The 1,563-nt window shown below is 47.6% G+C and carries 2 protein-coding genes; both read right to left on the reverse strand.

The genetic code is table 11. The features are described from left to right. A partial coding sequence (locus QVA83_RS05495) for a tryptophan halogenase family protein (RefSeq protein ID WP_287498221.1) occupies window positions 1-1,178 on the reverse strand: 1,178 nt, incomplete at its 3' end. Further along, a partial coding sequence (locus tag QVA83_RS05500; RefSeq protein WP_287498222.1) for a substrate-binding domain-containing protein occupies window positions 1,178-1,563 on the reverse strand: 386 nt, incomplete at its 5' end. The genes QVA83_RS05500 and QVA83_RS05495, both read right to left, overlap by 1 nt.

Below are 1,563 nucleotides of genomic sequence, written 5' to 3' on the forward strand. Positions count from 1 at the left end.
GAATTATAGCGTACCTCTCTTCGCGGATTGTTACTTTGCCAGCAATCGATAAAGTGATGCAGTGCGTACTGCACCAGCATAAGTGCAGTAGCTTCCAATGGTTCAATAAAGCCCTGAGACAACCCTATGCTTAAACAATTACCTTTCCAATGTTCTTCTAGTCTGCCTACCGTCATTTTCAAATGCCGGGCTTGCTGATGGGGATGGTCTGGTTCTAATGCAAGTCTAAGTTCTTCTTCTGCTTGGGCTTCAGTGCAAAATTGTGAACTGTACACATACCCGTTGCCGGTGCGACTAGTTAGCGGAATGTGCCACTGCCAGCCGTGACTAAGCGCAATAGAGCGAGTTTGTAGTGCAGTTTCTGGTGATGCTGTTGCGTCGCTGGCAATGGCTACGGCAGCATCGTTAAATAAGGTGTCGGCATAGCTTGTAAACCTTCTAGACAGGGCTTGTTTGCCAAGAAGCCCACGAAACCCCGAGCAATCAATAAAAAAGTCTGCGCTTAATGTATTTCCGTCATCCAGTTTTAGCGAGGTAATAGTGTGCTCATGACTTTCAACATTTGCCACAGTGCCTATTTGATGAGACACCCCTTTGTTTAACGCGTATTCTTTCAAGAAGTCGCCTAACAGCCCTGCATCAAAATGATAGGCGTAATCAATATTCGCAGAGCTACAAATGGCGTCGGGCGTAATGCCTTTTTCTACCATGTGCGCAGCAGTAAAGTAGTGCGACGGGTTAATGTCGTGCGAAGCGCCTTTTCTGTATTCATTTACCGCATTGAAGTACATATCCGCGGTGGGAATATCTAAAGAAGAGAAGAATGGGTGAAAATAGCTGTCTGAATCGGTGAACAGGGGGCGCGTTGTTTTTGATTCAGCCGTTGCTGTCCAACGCTCAAAGCTAATGCCCATCTTATAAGTAGCGCTGCATCGCAGCATCCACTCATTTTCATTTATTCCCAAAAACTCAAAAAAGTGGCGCAGATAAGGCGTTGAACCTTCGCCTACGCCAACGGTGCTGATAACCGCAGACTCAAGAAGCGTTATTTTAGGGGCGCAGGCAGGTACATTACTGTTATTGGCCATCAACTCAGCGGTTCTTGCCAAGTAGCACGCCGTCATCCAGCCTGCTGTTCCGCCACCCACAATCACGATTTCTTGAGGTAATTTGTTCATTACTGTTTCTCGGTTGACGCGCGCACTACCAGTTCCGGGATGAAAGTATGGTTAAGATTGTCGTGGGCAGCTTTGGCTTTCTTAGCTCGTAAATACTGAATTAACGACGCCGCAGCATGCTGCGCTATCTCATTCGTTGGCTGAGATGCCGTAGTTAACGGCGGAAAGGTCTGTCGGGAAAAGGGGCTGTTCTCAAACCCGGCAATTGCGAGTTCTTGAGGAACATCTACCCCCTTCATTCTTGCACCAAACAACGTACCCGCTGCAATCTCATCGTTACACGCAAACACAGCGGTAGGGTGCGGCGACATGGCGAGCAGCGTTTCGGAGCTTTTTACCCCAGTTTCAAATGAGTAGGTGCCTTTGATAATTAACGACTCATCAA

Origin of the sequence: Alteromonas sp. AO-Serp (assembly GCF_017849675.1) — a bacterium.
Taxonomy (GTDB): Bacteria; Pseudomonadota; Gammaproteobacteria; order Enterobacterales; family Alteromonadaceae; genus Alteromonas; species Alteromonas macleodii.